Annotated in this window: 1 pseudogene; it reads right to left on the reverse strand. The window is 62.9% G+C overall.

The window, feature by feature from the left end:
* Positions 1-128: 128 nt before the first annotated feature.
* Positions 129-278, reverse strand: a pseudogene (locus I5M_RS33975) (DUF3108 domain-containing protein); the annotation flags it as partial.

The raw sequence follows: 278 nt of genomic DNA on the forward strand, positions 1-278 counted from the left end.
CACAAGATCGATCGGCGCTCCGCGGCCGGACGCGAACAGCAGGCCGAGATCGAACAGAATGTCCGGGCTCTCGCCGGCTTCGACCGGCATCGCAGTCGTCGTATCCAAATATCCCTGCAGCATCTGACGACGAATTGTGTCGCCTCAAGCACGGCATTGCCGAGCGGCGTCGGGATCTTGACCTTGAACGGCACCAGCACCCGCGTGCCGGTCAGCGGCACCAGCCAGACTTCCATTTTGCGCTGCTCGATCAGGTATTTGATCGCGGCGCGGTCGGG

Source organism: Rhodopseudomonas sp. B29 (assembly GCF_000333455.1).
Lineage (GTDB): Bacteria > Pseudomonadota > Alphaproteobacteria > Rhizobiales > Xanthobacteraceae > Rhodopseudomonas.